Source organism: Fructobacillus sp. ChS1-6f1-1-27, assembly GCF_059579415.1.
In genome coordinates this window covers 84,182-108,099 of sequence record NZ_JCAOER010000001.1, presented here as the reverse complement: position 1 = coordinate 108,099, position 23,918 = coordinate 84,182, and the positions used below count along the sequence as shown (strand labels likewise).

23 protein-coding genes and 1 tRNA gene are annotated in these 23,918 nt (G+C 46.6%); 4 read left to right on the top strand and 20 right to left on the bottom strand.

What is annotated here, in order from left to right; translation table 11 throughout:
* Nucleotides 1–9: 9 nt before the first annotated feature.
* From citF to AC5162_RS00530, 5 genes are read right to left on the bottom strand one after another with little or no spacing between them, the layout of a single operon-like run.
* Entirely contained in the window at nucleotides 10–1,548 is a 1,539-nt protein-coding gene (gene citF, locus AC5162_RS00550; RefSeq protein ID WP_496533318.1) for a citrate lyase subunit alpha, read from the bottom strand.
* On the bottom strand, nucleotides 1,538–2,449 hold the full coding sequence (citE, locus tag AC5162_RS00545) for a citrate (pro-3S)-lyase subunit beta (protein WP_496533317.1): 912 nt from the start codon (nucleotides 2,447–2,449) through the stop codon (nucleotides 1,538–1,540). Before citE ends, citF begins: the two co-directional genes overlap by 11 nt.
* A complete protein-coding gene (gene citD, locus AC5162_RS00540) occupies nucleotides 2,449–2,742 on the bottom strand; it encodes a citrate lyase acyl carrier protein (RefSeq protein WP_496533316.1) in 294 nt (97 codons plus the stop codon). Before citD ends, citE begins: the two co-directional genes overlap by 1 nt.
* Nucleotides 2,732–3,805 carry a [citrate (pro-3S)-lyase] ligase gene (gene citC, locus AC5162_RS00535; RefSeq protein ID WP_496533315.1) on the bottom strand — a complete coding sequence of 358 codons (1,074 nt, stop codon included), beginning with the start codon at nucleotides 3,803–3,805 and terminating at the stop codon, nucleotides 2,732–2,734. Before citC ends, citD begins: the two co-directional genes overlap by 11 nt.
* Nucleotides 3,802–4,956, bottom strand: a complete 1,155-nt coding sequence (locus AC5162_RS00530; RefSeq protein WP_496533314.1) for an NAD(P)-dependent malic enzyme — start codon at nucleotides 4,954–4,956, stop codon at nucleotides 3,802–3,804. Before AC5162_RS00530 ends, citC begins: the two co-directional genes overlap by 4 nt.
* A 286-nt stretch (nucleotides 4,957–5,242) precedes the next feature.
* Here AC5162_RS00530 and AC5162_RS00525 point away from each other — a divergent pair, with 286 nt between their 5' ends.
* Nucleotides 5,243–6,190 carry a sugar-binding transcriptional regulator gene (locus AC5162_RS00525; RefSeq protein WP_496533313.1) on the top strand — a complete coding sequence of 316 codons (948 nt, stop codon included), beginning with the start codon at nucleotides 5,243–5,245 and terminating at the stop codon, nucleotides 6,188–6,190.
* A gap of 97 nt (nucleotides 6,191–6,287) precedes the next feature.
* Here AC5162_RS00525 and brnQ read toward each other — a convergent pair whose 3' ends face one another.
* A complete protein-coding gene (gene brnQ / locus AC5162_RS00520) occupies nucleotides 6,288–7,652 on the bottom strand; it encodes a branched-chain amino acid transport system II carrier protein (RefSeq protein WP_496533312.1) in 1,365 nt (454 codons plus the stop codon).
* 148 nt (nucleotides 7,653–7,800) lie between these two features.
* Between brnQ and AC5162_RS00515 the strand changes: the two genes are divergently transcribed.
* Nucleotides 7,801–8,358 (top strand): YiiX/YebB-like N1pC/P60 family cysteine hydrolase, encoded by a 558-nt coding sequence (locus AC5162_RS00515; RefSeq protein ID WP_496533311.1) that lies wholly within the window; start codon nucleotides 7,801–7,803, stop codon nucleotides 8,356–8,358.
* 33 nt (nucleotides 8,359–8,391) lie between these two features.
* On the opposite strand, the gene AC5162_RS00510 is transcribed toward AC5162_RS00515, so the two are convergent.
* The 8 genes from AC5162_RS00510 to map all read right to left on the bottom strand — a co-directional run bounded on the left by AC5162_RS00510 (nucleotide 8,392) and on the right by map (nucleotide 17,214).
* Nucleotides 8,392–9,384, bottom strand: coding sequence for an aldo/keto reductase (locus tag AC5162_RS00510; protein ID WP_496533310.1), 993 nt, complete (start codon nucleotides 9,382–9,384; stop codon nucleotides 8,392–8,394).
* A gap of 2 nt (nucleotides 9,385–9,386) precedes the next feature.
* Nucleotides 9,387–10,334 (bottom strand): SGNH/GDSL hydrolase family protein, encoded by a 948-nt coding sequence (locus AC5162_RS00505; RefSeq protein WP_496533309.1) that lies wholly within the window; start codon nucleotides 10,332–10,334, stop codon nucleotides 9,387–9,389.
* 2 nt (nucleotides 10,335–10,336) lie between these two features.
* Complete coding sequence (locus tag AC5162_RS00500) at nucleotides 10,337–11,299, bottom strand: ribose-phosphate diphosphokinase (RefSeq protein WP_496533308.1); 963 nt, start codon at nucleotides 11,297–11,299, stop codon at nucleotides 10,337–10,339.
* A 67-nt stretch (nucleotides 11,300–11,366) separates the two neighbouring features.
* Nucleotides 11,367–13,958 carry an SF1B family DNA helicase RecD2 gene (gene recD2, locus AC5162_RS00495; RefSeq protein ID WP_496533307.1) on the bottom strand — a complete coding sequence of 864 codons (2,592 nt, stop codon included), beginning with the start codon at nucleotides 13,956–13,958 and terminating at the stop codon, nucleotides 11,367–11,369.
* Between the two features lie 61 nt (nucleotides 13,959–14,019).
* The gene (locus AC5162_RS00490) at nucleotides 14,020–14,673 is read right to left on the bottom strand and encodes a histidine phosphatase family protein (protein WP_496533306.1); all 654 of its coding nucleotides are present in this window, start codon (nucleotides 14,671–14,673) and stop codon (nucleotides 14,020–14,022) included.
* A complete protein-coding gene (locus AC5162_RS00485; RefSeq protein WP_496533305.1) occupies nucleotides 14,670–15,011 on the bottom strand; it encodes a cysteine desulfurase in 342 nt (113 codons plus the stop codon). Before AC5162_RS00485 ends, AC5162_RS00490 begins: the two co-directional genes overlap by 4 nt.
* Before the next feature lie 25 nt (nucleotides 15,012–15,036).
* Nucleotides 15,037–16,404, bottom strand: coding sequence for an RsmF rRNA methyltransferase first C-terminal domain-containing protein (locus tag AC5162_RS00480; protein ID WP_496533400.1), 1,368 nt, complete (start codon nucleotides 16,402–16,404; stop codon nucleotides 15,037–15,039).
* Nucleotides 16,405–16,425: 21 nt separating this feature from the next.
* Complete coding sequence (gene map / locus AC5162_RS00475) at nucleotides 16,426–17,214, bottom strand: type I methionyl aminopeptidase (protein WP_496533304.1); 789 nt, start codon at nucleotides 17,212–17,214, stop codon at nucleotides 16,426–16,428.
* Between the two features lie 164 nt (nucleotides 17,215–17,378).
* On the opposite strand from map, the gene AC5162_RS00470 reads away from it, so the two are divergent.
* On the top strand, nucleotides 17,379–17,747 hold the full coding sequence (locus AC5162_RS00470) for a hypothetical protein (protein WP_496533303.1): 369 nt from the start codon (nucleotides 17,379–17,381) through the stop codon (nucleotides 17,745–17,747).
* Nucleotides 17,748–17,803: 56 nt separating this feature from the next.
* Here AC5162_RS00470 and AC5162_RS00465 read toward each other — a convergent pair whose 3' ends face one another.
* Nucleotides 17,804–19,222 (bottom strand): D-alanyl-D-alanine carboxypeptidase family protein, encoded by a 1,419-nt coding sequence (locus AC5162_RS00465; protein ID WP_496533302.1) that lies wholly within the window; start codon nucleotides 19,220–19,222, stop codon nucleotides 17,804–17,806.
* A gap of 18 nt (nucleotides 19,223–19,240) precedes the next feature.
* Complete coding sequence (upp, locus tag AC5162_RS00460) at nucleotides 19,241–19,870, bottom strand: uracil phosphoribosyltransferase (protein WP_496533301.1); 630 nt, start codon at nucleotides 19,868–19,870, stop codon at nucleotides 19,241–19,243.
* Nucleotides 19,871–20,009: 139 nt separating this feature from the next.
* On the opposite strand from upp, the gene AC5162_RS00455 reads away from it, so the two are divergent.
* A tRNA-Arg gene (locus tag AC5162_RS00455) sits at nucleotides 20,010–20,082 on the top strand.
* A gap of 117 nt (nucleotides 20,083–20,199) precedes the next feature.
* Here the strand turns inward: AC5162_RS00455 and AC5162_RS00450 are convergent.
* The 4 genes from AC5162_RS00450 to AC5162_RS00435 form a co-directional block, all read right to left on the bottom strand.
* Nucleotides 20,200–20,802 carry an ECF transporter S component gene (locus tag AC5162_RS00450; protein WP_496533300.1) on the bottom strand — a complete coding sequence of 201 codons (603 nt, stop codon included), beginning with the start codon at nucleotides 20,800–20,802 and terminating at the stop codon, nucleotides 20,200–20,202.
* Between the two features lie 85 nt (nucleotides 20,803–20,887).
* The gene (locus AC5162_RS00445) at nucleotides 20,888–21,745 is read right to left on the bottom strand and encodes a fructosamine kinase family protein (protein WP_496533299.1); all 858 of its coding nucleotides are present in this window, start codon (nucleotides 21,743–21,745) and stop codon (nucleotides 20,888–20,890) included.
* 201 nt (nucleotides 21,746–21,946) lie between these two features.
* On the bottom strand, nucleotides 21,947–23,338 hold the full coding sequence (locus tag AC5162_RS00440) for a nicotinate phosphoribosyltransferase (RefSeq protein WP_496533298.1): 1,392 nt from the start codon (nucleotides 23,336–23,338) through the stop codon (nucleotides 21,947–21,949).
* Nucleotides 23,335–23,898, bottom strand: a complete 564-nt coding sequence (locus AC5162_RS00435) for an XRE family transcriptional regulator (protein ID WP_496533297.1) — start codon at nucleotides 23,896–23,898, stop codon at nucleotides 23,335–23,337. The genes AC5162_RS00440 and AC5162_RS00435 overlap by 4 nt, the downstream gene beginning before the upstream one ends.
* Nucleotides 23,899–23,918 lie beyond the last annotated feature (20 nt).

Sequence of the window (23,918 nt, the reverse complement as noted above, 5' to 3'; positions counted from 1 at the left end):
TTTCAAAACCTAGTCTTTGACTTCCTTAATAACGTCGATTAAAGTCCCATCGCGGTACTCCGCCAATGCCACGACTCGGTCCGTAAATTCCAGTGGCTTTGGTGTACCAACCAATTTTTCAGCTCGGTGCTGCAATTCTTCAATTGAGTAAATTGGTAATCCTGGAACCTTCTTCAGCAAATCAACCAAGTCCGTCCGCTTTGAATTAACCGCAATCCCAACTTCAGTCACCAAGACGTCAATGGAATCACCCGGTGTAATCACAGTGGTTACCTTTGGCACAACCGTTGCAATCCGGCCCCGAACTAATGGGGCCGAGATAATCGTTAATTTGGCAGTGGCTGCATCCTGGTGTCCACCAATGGCGCCACGGATAACGCCATCCGATCCCGACATGACATTAACATTAAAGTCCGTATCGATTTCAAGGGCTGATAAGATTGCGACATCAAGCTTGTCGACCATTGCCCCCTTGTTGGCAGCATCAGCATACCAGGAAGCATCGATTTCTTGCTGGTTCGGGTTTTTCTTCATCGAAAAGGCAGCGCCCTTATCAAAGTCTTGGACGTCCATCACCTTATCAACCAGACCTTCTTCCAGTAAGTCAGTCGTTGGCTTAGTAATTCCTCCAAGGGCAAATGAAGCCTTGATTTTTTGCTCAATCATCGACCGCCGCAAGAATCGAGTCACCGCCAAAGCGGCTCCACCAGAACCGGTTTGGAAAGAAAAGCCATCCTGAAAGTAAGGTGAATGGGTAATGACCGTATTGACCATCTTAGCAATCTGCAGTTCCTTCGGGTCTTTAGTAAACCGGGTTGCCCCTGAGCCAATCTTATCCGGGTCACCGACTTTATCCATTTTGACCACATAGTCCACCTGAGTCTGTTTGATTGAGGCCGGCGTATTTGGATAAGGCTTCAAGTCATCGGTCAGTAAGACCAACTTATCGGCATACTGAGCATCCATCAAGGCATAACCCAGCGACCCAAAGGCAGTTTCGCCATTCATTCCATTGGCGTTACCCATTTCATCGGCGTTCGGTACCCCCAAAAAGGCCACATCGATTTTGATTGCCCCGGTTTCAATTGCTCGGGCCCGGTTACCATGTGACCGGAAAATCACCGGGTTCTTCAACGCCCCGTGAGAAATAGCATCTCCCAAAGTTCCACGCATCCCGGAAGAGGTGATATTCGTCACCGTTCCCTTTTGAATGGCCTCGACGACAATATCATTCATGACGTTCGTCAAAGATGAAGGTGCTAACGACAAGTTTTGGTAACCGGCATCGATAATGGCCCGCATCACGGCGTTGAAGACAAAGTCCCCCTCACGGAAGTGGTGGTGGAAGGAAATCGTCATCCCATCTTGCACTGTCTCTTTCACAACCTTTTCAATCGATTCCACGACCTTAGAAGGACCAGTTTGAGCCGTCACCTTTGGAGCTACTCGGTCAATTTCTGGATTACCAAAGTCAACCGATTGGAAGCCTTGGTAGTCATAGTCTTGCAAAATTTGGTCTGGAATTTCGCGCTTCACTTTATTTTTCAAGGTAATTGCCCTCCTCATCGACTAGGTGGTTGGCTTTGGCTAGCTTCATCACTCGCTCTGCCCGGAGAACTACCGGACGGTCAACCATTTGACCATTCATCGCAATCACACCAGACCCCTTCTTTTTGGCCGCTTCAATTGCTGCCATCACGTTTTGAGCGTTTAAAATTTCCGCCTGACTTGGCTGGTAAACAGCGTTAACCAGTGGAATCTGCCGGGGGTTAATGACAGACTTGCCGTCAAAACCGAGCTGGTGGACCAACTTTGTTTCGCGGGTAAAGCCTTCCTCGTCATCCAAATTCGTAAAGACCGTGTCAAAGGCCGCAATCCCTGCTGCTCGAGCAGCGTGTAAAATCACGTTGCGGGCGTATAGCAGTTCTTGGCCGTCCGGGTAGCGGTGGGTCTTCATATCCGTTGTATAGTCTTCGGCTGATAAGGCAATCCCAATCATCCGGTCAGAAGCTGAGGCAATTTGGTAGGCGTTGACCACACCCTTAGCAGATTCAATGGCTGCCATCAAGTGCGTCGAACCAACTTCTTTATCGAAGTCCTTTTCGGCTTGTTCCACTAAGCCTTCTAGTTTTTGAACCATATCAGCCGATTCAGCCTTTGGTAAACGGATCACATCGATACCAGCTTTCACCATCGCCTTAATATCATTTTCGTAAAAGGGCGTGTCCAAGCCGTTGATTCGAACAACCAACTCTGCATCGCCATAGTCCAAATGGTTGAGTGCCTCATAGACCAAGTACCGGGCAGAATCCTTTTCAGTAATTGAAACTGCGTCTTCCAGGTCAAACATGATTGAATCAGCCCCGTAAATCCCGGCATCCTTAATCAAGCCGGGGTTATTACCAGGCACAAACATCATTGTCCGCCGTAACCGTTCCGCTGTTGCCATTAAAGCACCTCCCACTGTGGTGTGTCAGCCAAGTTCAAAGCCCGTTGGCAAGCCGTAATGGCCCGGGCCTTAATAACGGGGTCCAAAGCGCCCTGGTCGACCACTTTCACCTGAACTTGGTCGATGTGGTAGTCATTTAACACTGCTTGGATGGTCGCCTTAATTTGGTCGCCAAATTGCTTGGCCACATCTGAAACCAAGTCAAAGGTCACCCCATTATTGCCCTTTGTTAACATAATTTGTACATCGGAAGATTCGAGCGTACCAGCTAAGGCCGTTTGCTTAATTTCCATGGTTTGTACTTCCTTTCAAAACTTTTTTCTGCAATTCTTCAAAATGTTTTTGGATAAAAGCCAACGTCGTCTCAGGCACCAGGTCGTTTACCCGGTCCAAATCTCCTTGTCCAATCGCCTCTCTTACATCAGTGGCACTAACAGCCCTTTGACTTTCTTGGCTGACTAACCGATTCACAATTTTCACCTGGACCTCTGGTTCCAAAACAGTCGTTAACGTTTGGTTATAGCGGTTAGTTGTCTTAGATTTTGGTTCCGTTCCCAAATACCGGCTGGTAATCCCAAGTGGTTTGGCAATCTGTTTTTTAAACAAATCGGCATCCAACTGGGTTTGGTACTGGACAGTCTGGTCTTGATCTTTAATAAAGTAAGCCGGAAATGATAGGTAAGAAACCATATAAGGCCCACCACTAGCAACGACCACATTCTTCAAGTCTGCTGTTCCAGCCTTAACCAAATTCAACCGGTCAGCCGCCGAAAATAAGGAGACATCCTGGCTAACCACAAAAAGATAAACAAGGTCGTTTTCTTTAGCAGCCTGTTCAACTAAGTAGCGGTGTCCCCTGGTAAAAGGGTTGGCATTTAAGACCAAACTAGCTACCGAGCTACCCTGATTGATTTCTCTAGCTGAAGGTTTTGGCAACCCCGCCAAAAAATCTTGAACGTTCGGGCTCCCCTGTTCTAAGACGACCGCCTGGTCAGTTTGGGCCAGTAAATGGTAACCGACTTGTTCAAAGCTTGCTTGGTAACTCGCCTTTGTAAACACAAAGGAATGAAAGTCGCCCGCCTGAGCCAGACGGCTTTGTAATTCTGAAACTAATTGGTTAAACCGGCTGCCTGAATTCTCGCCACCCTTTTCAACCGCTAAGTACTTTAAAATTTGACCAGCCAATGACCCCGTCCCAACTAGGGCGCCTTGGTCGTCATAAAGGCCAATTGTTTGATCAATCTGGGTCAGTTCACTTTCATTAAAAGTGGTAATCCCATGACCTACCAAAAAGTCCTGCCACTGGGCCTTACTAATTGGATTGGCTAAAAAAATATCTCGAACCCGGTCTGTCATGCTTGGCGGTTCCTTGCGTATTTTTCCACCGCACGGGTGACAGCCTTGACAACCCCATCATCAAAGACGGCGGGGACAACTTTATCTGCTCGGACTGAGGCCACTAGGTCAGCTAAGGCTTGGGCTACTTCAATTTGTAGGTCAATGTCAACTTTTTTCAAGCCAGAAGCCAATAACCCCTTGAATAACCCGGGAAAAACCAAGATGTTATTCACCTGGTTAGCCCACTGGGAAGAACCAGTTGCTACCACCGCAGCCCCACCAGCATGAGCATCATCTGGCATAATTTCTGGCACTGGGTTAGCCAAGGCAAAAATAATTGGGTCAGTCGCCATCTTGGCCACATCTGCAGTGGTCAAAACTTTCTTATCAGATAGGCCGATAAAGACATCTTGGCCCTGAATCACTTCTGCCAGGCTCTCGCCCCTTGCCTGGTTAACAGCAGCCGCCAAATCTTGCTGGAACGAGTTATAACGTTTATCATCGGGCCGGACAACCCCATGGATATCAACTAGAGTTTGATTTTTAATACCCGCCGCCAAGAGTAACTTAGCCGTGGCGACTCCAGAAGCACCAATCCCATTCACCACGACCTTCAAGTCAGTCAACTTTTTGCCAACAACCTTGGCCGCATTCATCAACCCAGCCAAAACGACAATCGCCGTCCCGGTCTGGTCATCATGGTAAACCGGTATCTCTAACTCTTCTTGCAGGCGTTTCTCAATTTCAAAAACCTTTGGTGCAGCAATATCTTCCAAGTGAATTCCTGCAAAGGAAGGGGCAATCGTTTTAACAGCTTGAACAAAGTCCGCCACGCTGCCCTGGTTAAAGGCCATTGGGATGGCATTCACATCAGCCAGTTCCTTATAAATCAAAGCTTTCCCTTCCACAATCGGCAAACCAGCCCCCGGGCCAATATCGCCTAAGCCCAAGACAGCCGACCCATCGGTAATGACTGGAATTAACTTACCTGAAACTGTGTATTTGCCCTTATCAGCAGGGTTTTGTTCAATTTTTTTAGCTAACCCTGCAACACCAGGCGTGTAAGCCTTGGCCAGGTCAACCGAATCTTTAATTGGTAGGGTTCCTTTCAGTTCGAGAACCCCTTGGTGGTCTTCGTGCTCTGCAAAGACTTCGTCCATATCGACCATCTGTTTTCCTCCAATGCGATTTTCTTGCCTTTATTGTAAAATTTTCAATCTTAAAAGTAAAGAAAAATCGTTTATATTTTTATAAAATACATTCATTTTTGTCTATTTTTCAATATTTAAAATGTTTTAATATCTTTTAACTGGTATTGTTTTTAAAAAATATTCCAGGTTGATTGTAAAAAACTAGAATTTTGTAGTACACTTTACTTAATGATTTCTACCGAATCTCAATTTTAGGGGTCAGATTAAATAAATATTAAATTTTAGCAGAAAAGGAAAAAATGTTATGCCCGCAACAGATCCAACCCTCTTGGCGCAAATCTCAGAAGATTACTACCTCAATAAGTTATCTTTTGGTGACATTTCAACCAAGTACAACGTTTCCCGCTACTTGATTAACAAGTACCTAACGGAAGCAGTTAAGACTGGGATTGTTAAGATTGAAATTAATTCAACCGCTAGTCGGAACTCACAGTTAGAACAAGTCTTTAAGGAAAAGTTCCCTGATACGACTTGCTACATTATCCAAGACGACACCACCACTAGTGCTACTGAAGACATCTTGTCCAACTATGCTGCTAACATCGTGGTCAAGCACTTGGAAAATGGTCCACACGTGGTTGGAATGACCTGGGGTGATACGATGTATTCCCTGATTGATGCCATCACATCAAACCCATTGGACCAAGTCAAGTTCACCCAGTTTGTTGGTGAAAACATGAAGTACAATTCCACTGCTGGTTCTGTTCGAATCGTTGAACGGGCTGCTAAGAAGGTCGCCGGTGAGTTCTTGACTTTGCCAGCACCTTTGTACCTATCAAACGATGACGTCCGTAACGGTTTGTACGAAGCTGTTTCCATCAAGCAAACCTTGGACTTGGCCAAGCAAATGGATACTATCTTAACTGGCCTTGGTACCATTGCTTCCCTTGAATCAATCAGCATCTGGAACCAAAATATCAACCGTCTCTTTCCAAACGTTAAACTTGGCGAAGTGGCCGGGATGATTTATGGCCGCCCTTATGACATTAACGGTCAGCTTCTAAACGAAGACTCTGATAAGACGGTTGGGTTGGGCATGAATTCCATCCTTTCAACTCCTAAGCGAATTGGGGTTGTTCGGTCAAAGGCTAAGGCTAAGGCTACCATCGGCGCTTTGCGCGGGACTTTCTTGACGGATTTGGTTATGTCAGAATCACTGGCTTACCGGATCTTAAACGAAATCGAAGCTTAATCGACTAAAAATTCTAAGGCACTTTGCCCTAGAATTTTTTATTTGGCAAAAGTTGACAGCAAAAAAGGCGGCTACTAGAAAGTAACCGCCTTTTATATTAATCATTTTTAGTAAAAATCTTCTGGCAAATTAAACCAAGGACCAAGCCAACTGCTGCTGGCACTAACCAACCAAAACCAGCACTCGCACCAAAGAAGTGAGCCTGGTACCAGCCAGTATGGATATCCCCGTTGGCTAGTGTATAAGACACTAAGCCATGCAAGTCCTTAGCAAAGGGGGCATTCGACAAACCATCAAAGACAGCCGCAATCAGGGTCAGACCAACCGTCCAACTATAAAGGTACCGACCTTGGCCAAGCCAAGGTGACAAGAGGCTTAAGATAACCAAGACAATTGCAATTGGGTATAAGAACATTAAAATTGGCGTTGCCCAAACGATAATCTTATCTAACCCCAGCGTGGCCATCAAAAAGGCCAAAGTGCTGGCAAAGGCCAGCCAAGCCTTATAAGACAACTTAGGTTGGACGCGGTTCAAGTCCCGGGCAAAGGAAGCCGAGAGCCCCATCGCTGTCGTGAAGACCGCCACCGTTCCCATAACAGCCAAGAAATACTGGCCAAAAGTACCAAGGAAGTAGGTCACGACCACCGTTAAGGCTTCCGCCCCGTTGGCTGACACACCGGTATGGGCCAACGAGGTCGCTCCCAGCCAGATTAGGCCAACATAGATAACCGCCAAGACCGCCATGGATAAAATCCCCGTTTTAACAATGACAGAGGCGATTTGGCCCGGCTTTTGGTAGCCCAACTTTTGAATAGCATGGACAATCGTCACCCCAAAAATCAAGGCGGCCAAGGCATCGACCGTGTTATAACCCTCGATAAAAGCTGGGGCAAAGGCGTTATGCTGGTACGCCGTTGTCACTGCTTGGTGGGTTGAACCCATCGGGTGAATCAACGCTAAGACAAAAATCAAAGCCATCATCGCCAAGAAGATTGGGTTCAAGTACCGACCAATAATATCCAATAGTTTAGTTGACTGAGTTGAGGCCCAGTAAACTGCCAAGAAGTAGATCAAAGCAAAAATCACGAGGCCTAGTTGTTGCTGGCCTTTTGGTAGCCAATTGGCAAATGAGAAAGAATAGGCAACCGTCGCCGTTCTAGGCGCCACGATAGTTGGTCCCAGGACTAATTGCAGGGCTACTAAGAACCAAGTAGCTGGCTTGTGTCCCAACGGACGGATCAAATCAAAAACTGATTCTGACCGAGTAACCGCCAAGGCGACTAAGGCGAGCAACGGTACTAAGACTGAACTCAGCAAAAAACCAATGGTGGCCATTGTCCAATGGCCACCAGCAATTTGGCCGAGATAGACTGGGAAAATCAGGTTTCCCGATCCAAAAAACATTCCGAATATAAGGGAAAACAGGAGTAAGGTCTGCTTCCAAGTTAACTTTTTTTCCATGATAAACTCCACTCTTCTTAAGTTTTGACTGCACCAAAACTTAGAGGATAACAATAAAATTTTACAGGAAAAAATTAGTTTCGGCTAGTAAAATCTTAAAAAGCCGACTTTCTCACTCTTTATCCAATAAATTTGCTATCCTAAGACTATGGAAAACACGAAAGCGTTCAACTTAAAAACAGCCGACTTGGCCTTCGTTCAAGCAGGTCCAAAGCCCCTTGACCAGGCGATTGACCAAAGTACTGGTACCACCAGTCAGCTAGGTTACGCCCACGTTGCCATCATCGCTTTTGAATCTGACGGTCAAGCCAACGTTCTAGAAGCCTGCTTAGAAGTTGGTGTCCAAAAGCGGTCCCTGGCTGACTTCCAGCAAGACCACCAGGGGCTGATTGACTATTACCGAGTCAAGTCACCATTGAAAAATTCCCAGGCCATCGTCGACCGGGCTACTAGCCAACTTGGTCAACCCTACAACGACGGTTTCTTTCAAAATGGTCCTGGCTTTTACTGCTCACAGCTAGTGACTTACGCCTTTGCTAAGGAACAAGTCTTTACAGAGGGGCCATTATCCTTTGGACCCAATGGCACCATCCTGCCTCATTGGGTCGACTACTATCAAAGGCTAGGTCGGCCAATACCGATTGACGACCTCGGCTCATCACCAAACTCTTTAGCAGAGTCAAAATTTCTAAGCAAACTAAATTAACAACAAAAAAAGGACCTTCCGGTCCTTTTTTGTTTAGTCATTAATAATTTTTTCAATCATAGCCAACTCATCTGCTGAGAAGTCTAAGTTCTTGGTAAATTCCAAGTTGTCCATCAAGTGGTCAACTGAAGAAGTGCCAATCACAACCGAAGCAACCCGCTTGTCTTGCAACAGCCAAGCCAAAGACATTTGACTCAAAGTTTGGTTCCGGCTTTTTGCCATGTCATTCAAAGCGCGCAGCTTAGCTGCCAAAGCATCGCCACCCTTTTCAAACAAGAATCCATTGGTCTTGTGAATTGGGAAATCGGCTGGAATGCCGTCTAAGTAGCGGTCTGTCAACAAGCCTTCCGCCAATGGACCGTAAGCAAAGAGACCAGCATGGTGCTCATCTAAGACATCCAGTAAACCAGAATTTTTTTCCTGCTGGTTTAACATGTTATAAGAAACTTGGTTTCCAATAAATGGCGTCCCCAAATCCTTAAAGATTTCAGCGATGGCCTTAGTTTGTTCAGCGGTGTAGTTTGACACCCCAACGTACAAGGCTTTGCCCTGCTTGACCAGGGTATCCAAGGCCCGGGCCGTTTCTTCCAAGTTCGTATTGGGGTCAAAACGGTGGGCATAGAAGATATCAACGTAGTCCAAGTTCATCTTTTGCAAAGAAGTATCCAAGGCGTTAATCAAAGTCTTCCGGCCAGAAAACTCACCTAGTGGGCCAGGCCACATGTGATAACCAGCCTTAGTCGTAATCACCAATTCATTCCGGTAAGGCTTCAAGTCCGACTTATAAACTTGGCCAAAAGTCTCCTCGGCTGTCCCGTTATTAGGACCATAGTTAAAGGCATTATCAAATGAAAAGATTCCCTGGTCAAAGGCCTTTAAAATGACTTTACGAGAATTTTCCAAAGGCATTTGGTCACCCAAGTTCCGCCATAATCCAAAAGAAACGGCGGGCACAATCAAACCGGAATCAGAGACCCGGCGGTAAGGTAACTTTTCGTATCGATCTTCTGCTGCTTGGTAAACCATTGTCATTCCTCCATTATGTTAACTAAGTGCTTAGCGATTGCTAAATGGGCTGCAAAGTCAGGGTGGTGTGGCCGAGTGGCAATTTTCCACTGGTCGGCTTCAACTAAGGTAAAGTTATCGAAACGTTGAACCTCAGCTGCCACAATATCGGCAAACTTGCCATTCCAAGGTGTTAGTAAGTAAAAATGAGCACCGTGAAAGTGCTTAACTAATTCAAGCAAGTAAACGCGTAAACCAAAGGCAAATTCCTGGTCACTGGCCCCATAGTTGGCATCGTTAATGCCATAAGCGACGACGACCTTATCGGTCCAAACGGCCCGGCGAACAATATTTGGCCCAGCCTGCCACAAAGCATCAACGGCTTTTGGCTCTTGGAAAGGCGCTCGGAAGGTCAACCCTGTCCCACCATAAGCAATCCGGTTGACTGGCCGGTTGAAAACCTGACCAACCAAGACTGGAAAAGACTGACTGGGACGGTGGTGGTCATGGTTAGCCCCGGTCATGGCTTCCCCGGCGACAATTGAGTCACCGACAAAGGTCAGGTATGGGACCTCCTGGTTCGCCTTGGCCTCTGCAACCGTCTGGTAGGCTGGTAGAATTGGCTGCAAAGCTCCTTCATCCGTAAAAGTTGCACCCGTCAATATTAACCCGTTTTGCCAAAAGGCAACCTGACCGGTCGCCCACTGGTCAAGGGTTAGCTGATAGCGGTGCTTCCCAGCCGGTAGGCTCACAACCAATTCTTTGCCATGTCCTTGAATTTGCTCGCGGTCTTGGCCATCAACAGTCAGGGTGAAAACTAGGTCAGGGTAATTATCCAAAAAGCTGAGCGTTAAGTCCCCGGCCTGAGAACCGGCAAATGCCAGGTAAGCCCCATACTGTGAAGTCCAAAAACCATTATCAGTTGGTGACCACTCTGGTGATGTGATTGCTGTTAAATCCAACTCAACCATTCTTATTCCTCACGCTGGTCAGGGCTTAGCAAGACCTTGGCCATTGACTTATGAGCAATCACTTGGGCGATTCCTTCGGCAAAGAGCCGGGCAACCGTAATCACTTCCAGTTTTTCAAAGCGCTTTTCTGTTGGAATCGGCACCGTATCCGTGACGATCACCTTGTCTAAGTCAGAATCTTGCAACTTCTGGGGAGCATCCCCAGACAAAACCCCGTGGGTAGCCAAAGCATCAATCGCCGTTGCCCCAGCCTTTTTAACGGCAGTCGCCGCCTTCATCATCGCTTTACCAGTATCAATAATATCGGCCACAATAATTGCGTGTTTGCCTTCGACCTTTCCCGTCACCGTGGCTTCCTTATTAGGGTCACGGTCCTGGTCAACAATCGCCCACTGGGCGTTTAAGACTTCGGCTAAGCGCTGCACCAGCTTCAAAGTAGAAGCCCCTGAGGCCACCACCACAACGTCAGAACCAGTCAATCCTCGTTCTTCGTAATACTTGGCTTGAACCGGCATGGCGATCAGGTGGTCAACTGGGATATCAAAGAACCCTTGGACTTGGCTAGTGTGCAAGTCCATCGTCATCACCCGCTTAATTCCTTGGCTTTCCAATAGGTCCGCCATTAGCCGGGCCACAATTGGTTCACGTGACCGAGTCTTGCGGTCTGACCGGGCGTAACCAAGATAAGGAATAATGACGTTAATTGACTTAGCCGAAGTTCTTTTAGCGGCATCGATGAAAATCATTAATTTGATAAAGTTTTCATTGACCGGGTCAGAAATCGGCGAAACCACGTAAACATCAATTCCACGGACCGAATCGACAATTCGTTCATAGATTTCGTTATCCGCAAAAGTCTTGACATCAACCGGAGCGACCGGTGTTTTCAAATGTTTAGCAATCGCCGCCGTTAACTCTGAGTTGGTTCCCAGGTCAAAGAGACGGTACTTTGGATTGGCAGTCATAAGTTCTCCAAATCAGTAGCATTATTTTCAAATTTAAAATAACTTTCTTGCTTATATTATACAAGATTTATGGCTTTTCTGGCATAAAATCATAGGGTGACATTTCAGAAACACCGATCAACGGATTGGCCATCGCTTGGTCTAAGTTCTCAGCGGTTAAGCCGGTAACCTTAGTCGGCTGGTTAGCTGACTTTACGGCAGTTGGCTTAGGATTGGCACCATTGGCGCCCGCTTGGTCGACTTGTGCTTCTTGATTGGCTATTTTTTTAGCCTCACCACTTGCTTGGTCGATAACACCGGTCAACTCAACTTGGTCAGTATTGGCAATTTTTTGGTCAGTTAGGCCAAAGTCTGGGTCCTGGTCGACCACTAAAGTTCCATCGGTCACCGGTTCATGGGCGGGTTCTTTTACCCGACTAGCAGTACCACCTAGGCCAAGCATTGATTGCAACCGGGTCTGTCGAACCGGCACTGAGTGGGTAGCAGCGTAATCATAAGCACTGTAGTCCCCGACCATCACTAGGGCCTCCTTGGCCCGCGTGATTGCCGTATAAACCAGGTTCTGGTTGAGCATAATCTTAAATTGGCCCGTCAAAACTAAGATAACCAGCTTAAATTCATTTCCCTGAGCCTTATGAATCGTCGTCGCATAGGCTAGGTTCAACTGGTTCAGTGTCTTTGAGGTATACCAAACTTCCTGGCCGTCAAAGTCGACCACCAGTGAATCAGCAGAAACACCCGGGTCTTTTTTATAGTAAATCGCCGTGACTTTCCCCATGTCGCCATTGTAAATATCACGCTCTGAATCATTTTCGAGCTGCAAGACTTTATCACCCAAGCGGAAAGTGGTGTCCCCCTGTTGCAAAGTCTTTTCACCCGGTTTACTTGGATTAAATAGGTTTTGCGCTGCTTGGTTTAAAGCTAAAACCCCAGCCGGTGTCTTATACATCGGTGCTAGGACCTGGACTTGATCAGCTGTAAAACCTTTTTTGACAGCTGATCGAATCACTTGGACAACTGCCTTTGGCACCTGGTCAGCATTAACTAAAAAAGTTGACCGGTCAGCCTGGTTCTCCTGAAAGTCTGCTGGCAGTGACCCGGCATTGACTGCCTTAGCCAAGGCCGAAATACTCGACCCTTTGCCTTGCCGGTAAATCCGCTGCAATGAAACGTGTGGGACTTGGCCACTTTGAATCAAGTCAAATAAAACATTGCCGGGACCAACCGATGGTAATTGGTCGGCGTCCCCCACCAACACTAGGTGAATTCCCTTTGGCAAAGCTTGGAACAAGGCTGCTGCTAAAGAAATATCCAGCATCGATGCCTCATCGATAATCAAAAGGCCCCCACTCAAGGGGTTATCAGCGTCAAATTCAGCATCGTCGCCTTCTGAAATGCCAAGCAAGCGGTGGATAGTGGTTGCCTCATAACCCGTAATTTCTGTCATCCGTTTGGCGGCTCGGCCAGTTGGCGAAGCCAGGCGGACCCGGTTTTGCTTGACCCACTCCTGGTCTTTCTTGTCCGTGGTTGCTTGCCGGCGAACCAAGGCTTCCCAGGAAGCAACTAAAGTCTTTGTAACAGTCGTCTTTCCCGTTCCAGGGCCACCGGTCAAGACAAAGACCTGGTTTTCCAAGGCGTTAATCACAGCCTCTTTTTGAACATCATCCAGGGTCAAATTAGCTGGTACGACAAAGGCATCTTCAATGGCGGCCCGGTCAGTCGTCACAGCCGGTTTTTCAGCCAGTAATTCTGTCAAGCGGTTTCCAACCAAAGTTTCGGCATCTGCTAAATCTTTCGGAGAATAAGTCCCATCCTGGTAGTCTAACCGCTTACTAATGACTAGGTTTTCCAAGGCCTGGTCGATCGCAACCACCATTGCTTGGCTATCGGCACCCAAGGCCCGACTAGCCGCTGCCTTAGCTTCCCCTTCTGCTAAGTAAGTGTGGCCACCTGAAAAACAGGCACCGAGGATGCCGGCATAAACCCCTGCCTGGATTCGCTCGGGGTCATCTGCAGCAAAACCAGCTTGGCTGGCGATTGCATCAACCTTTTTAAAAGGCAAACCGTCAAATTCGTAAACCAGCCGGTACGGGTCTTTTTGTAAGACATCTTGGGCTTCTTGCCCATAAAAATCGTAGAGTTTTCCAGCCAAGTCGGCTGATAAGCCAACCTTATGTCCCAGCAAAAAGAGCTGTTCTAGCCCCAAGTTTTCCTTTAATTTACTAGCCAGTTCATCCGCCACTTTGGGCTTGACTAAACCAGTCAAAACACTAGCATCGGCGAGAATTAAATCAATCGCATCCGTTCCCAAAGCGTCGACAATCTTCTCAGCAGTCTTTTTCCCAATCCCAGTAAAGTCGCCAGAAGAAAAGAAAGCCACCAAACCTTTTTCATCAGCCGGGACCTGATTTTCATACCGGGCAGCCTGAAACTGCTGGCCATACTTGGGGTGGTTCACCAATTGGCCAAAGAAGGCATAGGTCGTCCCTGGTTTGACCGAGGCAAAGGTCCCCGTCACAATCAACTCGTCTTCATCCCAGTCAAAGTCATTATCTTCGACTTGGACCGACAAAATCTTAAAGTACGAGTCGCTGGCTTGAAAAATCACATTTTGCAAAGTCCCGAGGACTTGATTGTCTTCTTGGATTGTTCTTGGCATTTTCCCTTTAAATCAACTATGTACCTGCCACAAATTGGCAGTTTGAACCTCGACGGCCGGCTTAAATCGTCGTGCTGCCGTCTTGGGCCTTATTTAAGTAACTGGTTTCGTTCCACTTAAGAAGCTCGTAATCGCTACCATCACTGGTCTTCAAGATTGACGTTGAAGTGTTGGATAACCCACCCAAAGACCGGATTTCAGTTCTTGGAATTTTGAGCAAACTGGTCATTCCAAAGGTTAAAATCAAACCATGGGCCACCACCAGTACAGATTCGTCCGGGTGATTTTTCACAATTTGCTTCATCATTTCTTGGAACCGAGCCACCGCCTTGGTGTAGCCTTCACCACCAAAGCCCTGTCCTTCAAACTCTTCCAAGTGGTTCTTATAGATGTCATAGGCTTCTGGGTACTTTTCTTGGACAACCTGCATCGATTGCCCTTCCCATTCACCAAGACCAACTTCGACAATACTGGAGTGCAATGACAGTCGGGGGCTACCAGGTAAATCCGCCTGGATTTTTTCAGCTGTCACCTTCGCCCGAGGCAATGGTGAAGCATAAACCCGGCTAATTTCTTTGTCCTTTAAAAAGCCAGCCACCTTTTCCATATCGTCATAAGAAGTCGATAGCAACGGGGAATCTCCCTGTGCTCCTTGGAACCGCCGTTCCAAGTTCCATTCTGTTTGTCCGTGTCGTACAAAGTAAAAAGTTGTCATGAGATTTTTTCAAAAACCTCCCGTTCCACCAACTCGTCCATATAATAATGGTACTGTTCCACCATTGTTTCGTGGTCTTGGTGGGCAAAAATATCAACCGGGGCTAGGCCAGAAGCCGCCAGAGTGGCTAGCTTAAAGCCAGCCAAGTCCTTACTAAAAGTAATTTTGAGCTTCACCGCCTTGTCAAAGTCGACTTCTGGTTGGAGTGACCGCTGTAAAATGAAGGCCCCGGCATTGTTAGTGATAAAACCCAGGTCCAAGAGGGTAAATTTTTTAATTTGTGAGCTGACCTGGTAAGTGCCATCGTGATCAACTGCTACCTTCGTTGTAAAAGCCATTAAGTTCTCCTATCTGTCAGTTCTGCTAAAAGCGTAAGCCCTTTGGGAAAAAGTTTTTCAATTGTCCGTTGACAAACTTGGCCCAGCCAAGGCCGTTCCCATTCACGGTCACCAAGACGAAGCCCTTTTGGTAGGCTTCTTTCGTATTGATAACATCGCCATGGACAAAAATCTTAAATTCACTGTCATCCAAGGCATAGGTCTGTAAAACATCCTTAGGCTTGATTGCTAAGGCCAAGGCATGGTCTGGCTCAAAGCGGTTCTTCTTAAATGTACCAAGGCAAAGACCCGGTCGCAAGACATTTAATTTCTTCAAATCTGGGCAATCAACCGGTAGCAAGAAGACCCGGTCTTTGACAACCATTAACCGGTTAAAATCGACCTGCCAGTCAGAAGACAAAGTCTGGGCCAAAAAGTCCTTCAACAAAGCCTCCTGGTCAGCCGTCAGCTTACTTGGCTTTTGCGTTTTAACCGGCTTACCGGCCTCTTCGGCCGTTTCCTTTTTCACCAAGCGGGCAACAAAGTGCCCTTCCCCTGGTAAGTCTTGCGGCCAAAGCCGGGCTGTTTTCGTCAAATCAGCTTGGCCATCAGCCCATTCAGGCCGGCCAGCTTGAATACCGGAATCTGCATCAACCTGGATTTGGTCAATGGTAAAGTCTGGGTAAGTTTGCGTCAACCAGGCAATCGTTTGCTCATCTTCTTCAGGGGCAAAAGTACAAGTTGAGTAAACCAAGGTGCCGCCGGGCTTGACCAATTTGACTGCCGATTCCAAAATTTCATGGGACCGCTCAGCACAAGCAGCCGGGTAATCCGCCGACCACTCGTCAATCGCATCATGGTTCTTCCGGAACATCCCCTCCCCCGAGCAAGGCGAGTCCAACAAAACCCGGTCAAAGTAACCGGGTAGCACCTTGGCTAAGTCCTTGGAATCCATCGATGTCACCACTGCATTTTGGACCCCAAACCGTTCGATATTTTGTGACAAAACCCGGGCCCGGTCGCCCATAATTTCATTGGTAACCAATAGGCCTTGGCCATGCATCTGCCCAGCTAACTGGGTTGACTTACCGCCTGGTGCCGCTGCCAAATCCAAGACCTTTTCACCAGGCTTAGCGGCTACTACTTCGCCCACAAATTGGGCTGAAGGCTCTTGGGAATAAACTAAGCCAGCAACGTGGTCCGCACCATGACCATCAACCTGGCCGAAGTAGCCACTTTTGCTATAAGCAATTGGGCCAGCCAAAGACAAATCCTGTGGAACCGGATTTTCCTTTAAGGGGTTGGTGCGAAAGCCCTTCTTCCCCTCCTCATTTAGGGCCGCGAAAAAAGGCCCGCTGTCTTCTTTGAGCAGGTCTTGGTATTTATCAATAAAGTCTTTTGGTAAATCCATCAGGTCTTTTTCCTTACTAGTCTTTTAAAGGTACTTAGCGTCTTCTTCTGGGTCTTGGCTAGTCAAAATTTTTGGGCCATCCTTGGTGATTGCTAAGGTGTGTTCATACTGGGCTGACCAAGAACCATCCAAAGTCCGAACAGTCCAACCATCTTCTTTGGTGTCATCAGTTTCAACTTCCCAACCGCCCAAATTAATCATTGGTTCGATTGTGATGACCATTCCTTCCTTCAAGCGCAAGCCGTGACCCGGCTTACCGTAGTGAGGAACTTGTGGGTCTTCGTGCATCGTTGGGCCAACGCCGTGACCAATGTACTGGCGAACATCACCATAACCATGTTGGTTTTCAGTGTAGTCTTGAATAGCCCAACCAATATCACCAATTCGGTTGCCAACTTGGGCTTGGTCAATTCCAAGGTACAAAGACTTCTTAGCAACTTCCATCAACTTCTTGACTTCATCTGAGACTTCGCCAACGGCATATGACCAGGCGGAATCTGAAACAGCACCGTCTAAGCCAACAACTGTATCAACTTTCAACAAGTCTCCGTTCTTCAACTTCAAGCCCTTGCGTGGCAAACCATGGGCCACTTCGCTGTTAACTGAAATGGTTGTGGCATACTTAAAGCCTTCAAAGCCAATTTGCAACGGAACCCCACCGTGACTTTCGATGTATTCCTTACACTTCAATTCGATATCCCAAGTATCGACACCAGGCTTAACAAAGTCGCGGAGCATCTGGTGCATCCCGGCAATAATCGCCCCTGACTTGCGCATTGCTTCAATTTCGCGTGGTGATTTTAAACTAATCATGAATAACCCCTTCTTAAACGTTTCAATCACTTTTTATTATATCATTTTCAAAAGCCCTTGAACTGGTCTAACTCTGACATCTTTTTGAAATATTGATTGACATTTTAGAATTGGTTTACCATAATGGAGGTAAGAATTTAGATGAGAAAAGGAGTGTGTCTGTCATGAAGAACTTTTTATTGGGTGTCTCTTTGTTTGGTAACGCCGCATTGGCCTACATGTTGTTAAAGGACGATGAACGAGTTGCTGATTTAAAGAAAAAGGCTGGCGACTTAACGGAAGCTGGTAAAGAAAAGGCCGCCGACTGGGCCGAAACCGGCAAGCAAAAGGCTGCTGACTTCACCGAAGCTGGCAAGCAAAAAGCCGCTGACTTGACTGAAACTGGTAAGCAAAAAGCTAGCGAACTAACTGCTGCTGGTAAGGAAAAGTTGTCACAAGGCCAAGATAAGGCGGAAGCAGCCAAGCAAGCCGCTGATGACAACTTGGATGCACAACTTGCTAAGTTGAAGGAACGGGCTGGCGTTGAAGCCTAACTTTCTTTGACCAAATCAAAAAGGAGCTGATTTTGATCAGCTCCTTTTTTGTCTACTTATTTTTTCCAAAAGGTTAGCCAGTGGTGAGTCTTTTCCCACCAACTTGCCTGGTCAACACTTGACTGATTGACCAATTGTACCTTGGTGTCATCGCTACCAACACCCGGCAAGTATGTGGCCTTTAAGCCAGAGGTTAATTCAACCACCGTTTGCTTTGTGCCAGTCACCTTGCTAGTTAATGAATCTGGAACATAGAAACCTAGGCTGGTCTGGTCCTTATTCAACCAATAAGATACTGAATTAACCACCACTAGGTTTTGACGATTAGTCTTCAAATTGATGTTTTTGACCGTCTTAGCGCCCTTAATCGTTGAACCGGCCTTAACACTCACTTGGTCTTCCTTGTCCAAAACTTCATTGACTGCGTCAATCGTAGCCTGGTACCGGGAAACCTGGTCGGTATAAGAACCAGAGCCAGAAATAACGGTAATAAACTCATGGCCCTGGTTATCCTTGATGATTCCAGTAAAGCCACCACCAGAGGCTGGCGTTGACCCCGTCTTTAAGCCTTCAAAGGTTAAGTTCTTGGTATTTTTCAACTGGCTTTTGATTTCCGTAGCAAACTTATAGCCATCGGTCGTTTTCACCTTAGCGGTTGAATCATCCGTGTGATAAGTCAGAGTGCTTTCAGTAAAGTAAGACCGGATGTTGCCATCCAAAGCCAAGTCTTTGAAGGCAATCATGGCCAACTCTCGAACAGAAGCCGTATTTTCAGCCTTAGCACTGGCCGTCTTGACCTGGTAGTCAAAGGCATCTTCGTTCACCTGACCAGCAGCGTTATACCACTTTGACCCGGATAGCTTCAGCTCCTTGGCCCACTTTTGCAATGCCTGTTGCTGGGTTAAGGTACTTGGCTTGACGTAGTCAGCCAAGGCCAAGGCCGCGTCATTGGCACTGGAAGTAAACATCGCTGCAAAGAGTTCCTTAACAGGAATCTTTTCCCCGGCCTTAATGTCTAAGTGGGCATAAGTATCGGCATCCTTATCCGACCAGTCAGAATGAGTCGTAATTTCAACCTTATCGGTCCAAGAAATTTTATTTTCCTGAATAGCCTGCAAGACTGCATAAGCGGTTAACAGCTTACTTTGCGAGGCAATTCCGACCTGTTTGTCAGCGTTTTTCTCGCCTAAGACCTGGCCGGTCTTGGCATCAATTACAATCGCCGACTTGGCATTAACTGATAACTTGATCGGCTGGTTGGTCTGTGACTGGCCGACCAAGCTGGTTTTACTACGGTTTTGCCAAAAGGCAACCGCCACGTAGACAGCAGCCGCCACCACGAGTGTTAGCAAAAAAAAGACCAGGACCCGTTTAACCAGGTTCGGTTTTTTATTTGGTGTGGAAAAGATTGCAGAGCGGGACTGGGCCAGATTCTTATTGACCTTGTCCAAAGGACTTTTTTTAAACTTTTTCATAATCGGTTTTTATTGTGCTTAATGGGTTCCAAAGAGACGGTCGCCGGCATCACCAAGACCAGGCATAATGTAGCCATCTTCGTTCAAGCCTTCATCAATGGCAGCGGTATAAAGGTCAACGTCAGGGTGAGCGTCCGTAACGGCCTTAATCCCTTCAGGTGATGAAACGAGGGTAATCAGCTTAATCTGGTCTGCCCCACGCTTTTTCAAAGCAGCGATGGCATCCTTAGCTGACCCACCTGTTGCTAGCATTGGGTCAACCAACAAAACTTCTCGTTGGTCGATATCATCTGGCAACTTCACAAAGTATTCGACCGGTTCCAAGGTCTCTTCGTCCCGGTACATGCCAATGTGGCCGACTTTAGCGGCTGGGATCAATTGCAAAATCCCATCAACCATTCCAAGGCCAGCCCGCAAGATTGGCACAACCGCTAACTTCTTACCAGCTAGTTGTTTCGTCGTCGTTTCTTGGATAGGTGTTTTGACTTGGACTTCTTCCAATGGCAAATCGCGACTCGCTTCGTAAGTCAAAAGCATCGCAATCTCATCGACCAAGGCCCGAAAGTCCTTGGTTCCAACCTCCTCATTTCGAATAATCGTCAACTTGTGTTGGATTAATGGATGGTTAACTTCGACTACTTTCCCCATGAAATCTACCCACTTTCGTTTTTTTACTACATTCAGTATAGCAAATATTTTTCTGGCAAAAATTAAATTAGTCTAAAGCAGTAAACTTTGCCATAAAAATTGAAAGACCAGCGATTTTTGTTTATAATGACATAGTTCAGCGCTTATAGTTTAACGGGATAAAACGAGGACCTCCTAAGTCTTTGCTCCCAGTTCGAGTCTGGGTGGGCGCATTTAAAACGTTGGTAAATTAACGTTTTCCAACCATTTGTCAGTCATTATGTCGCAAATTCAATACAACTCCACTAAAAAAATGGTCCAACCTTACGGTTAGACCATTTTTATTTCACTTATTTTTTCAAATCTGGCAACGTCCGCACCAAAGCCCGGCCAATCACCATCACCAACAAGCCATTGGCAATAATTTCAAAGATTGCATTAAAACCTAAAATGCCAATTAGCCAAGTTAACAGATGGTTCGATGGCACGCCCAAGCTGTGAACATGGAAGAGCTTGAAAGAAACCGTGGTCATCATAATCACGAAGGTGGTATTTGCCAGGGCTGCCAGAGACCCAAGGCTAAAGAGCGAAACAAAGCCAGGTTGGTGTTTTTTCAACCAACGGTCGGCTAAGTAACCAATTAATAACCCAACCGCTAGCCGCGGCAAAACCGCTACTAAGGGGTTGGAAAACATCAAAGCCCCAACTGTTCCTGGATGAGACAGGTTCCTTAGCCAAGAAATCATCCCCCAGAAAAAGCCAACAACCAAGCCGGGTCCAGGGCCGAGTAAGATTCCAGCCAAAGCAACGGTCATTGGCAAAATCGTCACGGATGCGCCAATAAAGAAAGCTCCAAGTGGCAAAGACCCTAAGAATGGCACAAAACTTTGTAAGAGTAACAAGGCCACAAATAGTGTGGTGGCAACGAATCGTTTCGTTTGGTTTGAAGACATTGGGCGACCTCCTCTACTTGTCGTATCAATCTCAAAAATTATACAGAGCCGCCCGGCACTTGTCAATCTTTCAAAAACTGTCCACTTAGAAACTAATTAATAACCGGTTTAACCGTGGTGCATAGATATCGCCAAAGCGGACAAAGTGCAATAAAACATAATAGAACTCATACCACTTAAACCGGTCTTGATAGCCTGGGTCTAATGGATAAGCGGCCTGGTAGGCTTCATAAAAGTGCTTATTAAAGCCTGGAAAGACCTTAGAAACCGCCAGGTCATACTCCCGGTCACCGTAAAAAGAATTAGGGTCAATTAAGACAGGGTCACTGTTACTATCAAACATAAAGTTTCCGGCCCACAGGTCACCATGCAACAATGATGGCTTTACATTTTGCACATGTTCATCTGATAGAATGGCTTTCTTCAAATTTTCAAAGTGGTCACCACGCTGCGACAACCAAAAAGCCTTTTGAATGGCTTGTTTCATCAACGGTTCCAGCCGTTGGTGGACGAAAAAATCCCCCCATGAATCACTTTGACTGTTATCTTTTGGAATCACATCGTAATCGGCATTGACTTCAAAACCAAAGTATTCCCCTTTTTCTTGGTGCAAGGTAGCCACCATTTCGCCCAAGGCTGCCTGGTCACTGTAACCACTTTGGACCCAGTCCAAGAGCAAATAGGCATTGCCTTGGCTTTCACCTTGCTTAACCACTTTCGGAGTTTTAACGACCTTACTCAAGGCCTTTAAAGAAGCAACTTCCGCGTCAAAGTAGTGCTTACTTTGGTTATGTTGGACCTTCAAAAAGTACCGGTCTAAGCCCGAATAAAGCGAGTATGCTTCCGATGTTGCACCCCCGGTAATCGGTTTGACATCATGCGGGTGTTGCAAGTTCAACCTCGTGATAAATTCTGTCGTAACGTTCTCTGCTACATCTGCCATCTCTACCTCCTGGTTTCAATAAAAAAACAGCTTTCCATTGGCTTGGAAAACTGTTTTGGGCAAATAAGGGCCTTCATCGTTGTGATTAAGTTAGTTAAATTGAGATCAACTAGCCGGTAAACCATAAAGACTCCTCTCTCGTATCTATAGCTTACTGTACCACAGAATTTTTACTTTTGGCAATCTTTTTGTAACCGAAGCTTAAAGCTGGTCTTTTCCAGCCGCCCGGTCTAAGATAACCTGACCGTTAATTGGTGCTAACTGACCATCTTCATAAACGGTCTGGAGCAAATCTTGACCCGGTTGGTCTTGTGGGACCGTGTGAAGCTTGCCCCTCTCATCGGCAACCACCTTCAATAAACCGGCCTTTGAGGCCTTGGTTGGATCGGTCTTTGGTTGTTTTTTAATCACTAAGTCCTGACCATCCGTTGTATGAGCATAAGCGGCCTTAATGGCAAACCGTTCCGTATCGCGGGTAAAGCCCTCTTGCAAGAGCCCCCCACCCGAGCCAACTACCAAGTTATCGGTTGACCAGCCATGGCCAATCAAGGCCTGGTACAAAGCAATAATGGTATCGGCTTTCATCCCATCACCTTGGATCAAGCCAACGTTATCATTCAAAACTTTGTAACCCTTGGAATTTGCATGAGTACCAAAAATTTCAGCCAGCATATCTAAAACAGCTAGGTCCATCGTAATTGGGTCCCCTGAATCAGGTCGCAAGACCACCCGACCTTCACGGGCCTTGATTCGGGCCACCATCGCATCAGCACCAATGACGTTTTTGACAAAGTTAAAGGTATCATAGGAGTCAATTACGATTGACAATGGCACATTATCCGGTGTCCGGTCCAGCTGAGCGTTGACATAGTTGGTTTCCCCTTCACCAGGCCCGTAGGCCGTTGCGACAGAGTGTTCCGTCGCCCAAATTGACAAGGCCCGACCGGAAATGCCATACACTTGGTCAAAGTAATTAGAGGCTGACAGGTTATCAGAACCACGGAAGTGGAGCAAGTGAGCTGCCCCCCCCTGTTCGCCAGCTTCAACACCGGTTGCACCACGGAAGCCAAAATCATTAACCATCAATGGTAAGCCACTTTCATCACCAGTCTTTTCAACCAGCGGCAATAACCGCTTTTTGATATACATCGAATTAGTGGCAATCGTGGTTGGGTACCAAACGTGCATCAAAATTGATTCCAAGGCATTCAGCGAAGTCGCAAACCAGTCTGCTGTTGACTCCAAGGTAAAGAGCGCTGTCCCTGTTGGCACTTCCATCCCTTCAGGCAGGGCCTTAATTTTAACCGGGAAATAACCCAGGTCGCGGACCTTTTCCCAGACTTCACGGTTGAAGTAGGTCTTAGTACCAAAGGTTTCTTCTGAAACCTTTTCAGCCTCATCAATCATCTCATCTGTGATTGGTGTTTGGAAGTAATCATGTAAAATCATCGACAAACCAAACCAAGAAACCGTTGGGTACTTGCCACCCAAACGGGCCTCCCCGTAAGAATAAAGCTTATTAATATTTTGCGGGTATTGCAAGTGGTGGGTCAACTTATAAGCATCCGTTGCTAAAATTAAGTTCAAGGTCATGGTTTTATCTCCGTTAGTGGCGTTTTTGCCAGGTCATTCGTAATATCTTGAAAATCTTGTTTGGACCGGTACTTTAAAATTCGCCAGTCATAGTGGACATTGTCGTGAATTTCATCGATATAAGGGGTAAACTCACCTGCCAACTCTAAAATTAAGTAACCGGCAAAGGCTTTTGTAAATTCAGCGGTGCTTTCAATAACCTGGACCAAGTTGTCCTTGCCATCAAAAAAGCCAACAGCCAAAACCGCCCCAGACCACTGTCCTTCCAAGGCCCACTTTAATGAAATCCAATCTGACAAAGTGATACCACGGTTCAGCAAGTAATCGGTGGTTAACCGCAAATGAATTGGGTGGTGCTTGACCGGTTCAACCTGACTAATATTGCCCAAATCATCAAACTTATTTGAGTAGAATAAGCAGAGTCGCTCAAGTTCAGCTGGTTCCAATGCCACTTGGCCCTTTGAAAAAGCAACCAACCGGTCCGAACTAATTTCGCTTTCCGCCGCCGTCTGGTCCAGGCTTTGCCGACTAATATTTTGTAGTACCTCAAAATTATTCATGTTTTTATTATAACAACCGT

Bases quoted from the DNA above. Each gene is read 5' to 3' on its own strand.
- AC5162_RS00510 (WP_496533310.1), bottom strand. From the start codon at position 9,384: ATGGTTTACCAAGCAGCAGAAGATCGATACGAAAAGTTACCTTACCGC.
- AC5162_RS00515 (WP_496533311.1), top strand. From the start codon at position 7,801: ATGGAAAACACGAAAGCGTTCAACTTAAAAACAGCCGACTTGGCCTTC.
- upp (WP_496533301.1), bottom strand. From the start codon at position 19,870: ATGGGGAAAGTAGTCGAAGTTAACCATCCATTAATCCAACACAAGTTG.
- recD2 (WP_496533307.1), bottom strand. From the start codon at position 13,958: ATGCCAAGAACAATCCAAGAAGACAATCAAGTCCTCGGGACTTTGCAA.
- citE (WP_496533317.1), bottom strand. From the start codon at position 2,449: ATGGCAACAGCGGAACGGTTACGGCGGACAATGATGTTTGTGCCTGGT.
- AC5162_RS00440 (WP_496533298.1), bottom strand. From the start codon at position 23,338: ATGACCTTGAACTTAATTTTAGCAACGGATGCTTATAAGTTGACCCAC.
- AC5162_RS00530 (WP_496533314.1), bottom strand. From the start codon at position 4,956: ATGGTCGATATGGACGAAGTCTTTGCAGAGCACGAAGACCACCAAGGG.
- AC5162_RS00445 (WP_496533299.1), bottom strand. From the start codon at position 21,745: ATGGCAGATGTAGCAGAGAACGTTACGACAGAATTTATCACGAGGTTG.
- AC5162_RS00485 (WP_496533305.1), bottom strand. From the start codon at position 15,011: ATGGCTTTTACAACGAAGGTAGCAGTTGATCACGATGGCACTTACCAG.
- AC5162_RS00500 (WP_496533308.1), bottom strand. From the start codon at position 11,299: ATGACTGCCAATCCAAAGTACCGTCTCTTTGACCTGGGAACCAACTCA.
- AC5162_RS00490 (WP_496533306.1), bottom strand. From the start codon at position 14,673: ATGACAACTTTTTACTTTGTACGACACGGACAAACAGAATGGAACTTG.
- map (WP_496533304.1), bottom strand. From the start codon at position 17,214: ATGATTAGTTTAAAATCACCACGCGAAATTGAAGCAATGCGCAAGTCA.
- AC5162_RS00470 (WP_496533303.1), top strand. From the start codon at position 17,379: ATGAAGAACTTTTTATTGGGTGTCTCTTTGTTTGGTAACGCCGCATTG.
- citD (WP_496533316.1), bottom strand. From the start codon at position 2,742: ATGGAAATTAAGCAAACGGCCTTAGCTGGTACGCTCGAATCTTCCGAT.
- AC5162_RS00505 (WP_496533309.1), bottom strand. From the start codon at position 10,334: ATGGTTGAGTTGGATTTAACAGCAATCACATCACCAGAGTGGTCACCA.
- AC5162_RS00435 (WP_496533297.1), bottom strand. From the start codon at position 23,898: ATGAATAATTTTGAGGTACTACAAAATATTAGTCGGCAAAGCCTGGAC.
- AC5162_RS00450 (WP_496533300.1), bottom strand. From the start codon at position 20,802: ATGTCTTCAAACCAAACGAAACGATTCGTTGCCACCACACTATTTGTG.
- AC5162_RS00525 (WP_496533313.1), top strand. From the start codon at position 5,243: ATGCCCGCAACAGATCCAACCCTCTTGGCGCAAATCTCAGAAGATTAC.
- AC5162_RS00465 (WP_496533302.1), bottom strand. From the start codon at position 19,222: ATGAAAAAGTTTAAAAAAAGTCCTTTGGACAAGGTCAATAAGAATCTG.
- brnQ (WP_496533312.1), bottom strand. From the start codon at position 7,652: ATGGAAAAAAAGTTAACTTGGAAGCAGACCTTACTCCTGTTTTCCCTT.
- citC (WP_496533315.1), bottom strand. From the start codon at position 3,805: ATGACAGACCGGGTTCGAGATATTTTTTTAGCCAATCCAATTAGTAAG.